1 protein-coding gene is annotated in these 528 nt (G+C 42.6%); it reads left to right on the forward strand.

Going from position 1 to position 528, the window contains the following annotated elements; genetic code table 11:
- Positions 1-18: 18 nt before the first annotated feature.
- The coding region (gene pilM, locus R7R78_RS29250; RefSeq protein WP_225474984.1) for a type IV pilus assembly protein PilM at positions 19-528 on the forward strand (510 nt) is incomplete at its 3' end.

Consider the following 528-nt stretch of genomic DNA (forward strand, 5'->3'; position numbering starts at 1 on the left):
TTCTGAGCGAGAGTAGAAATGTATAAGCTAATCGTTACCGTCATAGATATTGGCCATAACAGCCTCAAAGCCGTAGTACTTAAACCCATTGGCGACCAATACGCCATACTGGGTTACAAAGAAATATTACTTAAGGAAGGTATTGTCGCTGAAAATAACACTATAAATCATCAAGAAATTGTAAAGACCCTAAAGCAGATGAAAAAAGAGCTGCCTTTTGGGGCCAAGCGAGTGGCAATTTCTGTTCCAGACAACTCAGTTATTAGCAAGAAACTGCAAATCGAACAAAGCCTTGATGAGAGCGAAATCGAGTTTGCGGTGGTACAAGCTTTTTCTCATCAATCTCCTTTTCCTGTGGAAGAACTGAGTTTGGATTTTGTACGCCTTCGTGCTGAAGAAGGGATGCGTGGAACGGACAGTTATCAAGTATTCGCTACGCGCAAAGATGTGGTTGAAAGCCGAGTTGAAGCGTTACAACAGTCTGGTTTAAAGCCTGTGTTGGTTGACGTGCACTCTCAAAGCCTAGGT

This window comes from Vibrio sp. 2134-1, from assembly GCF_033339495.1.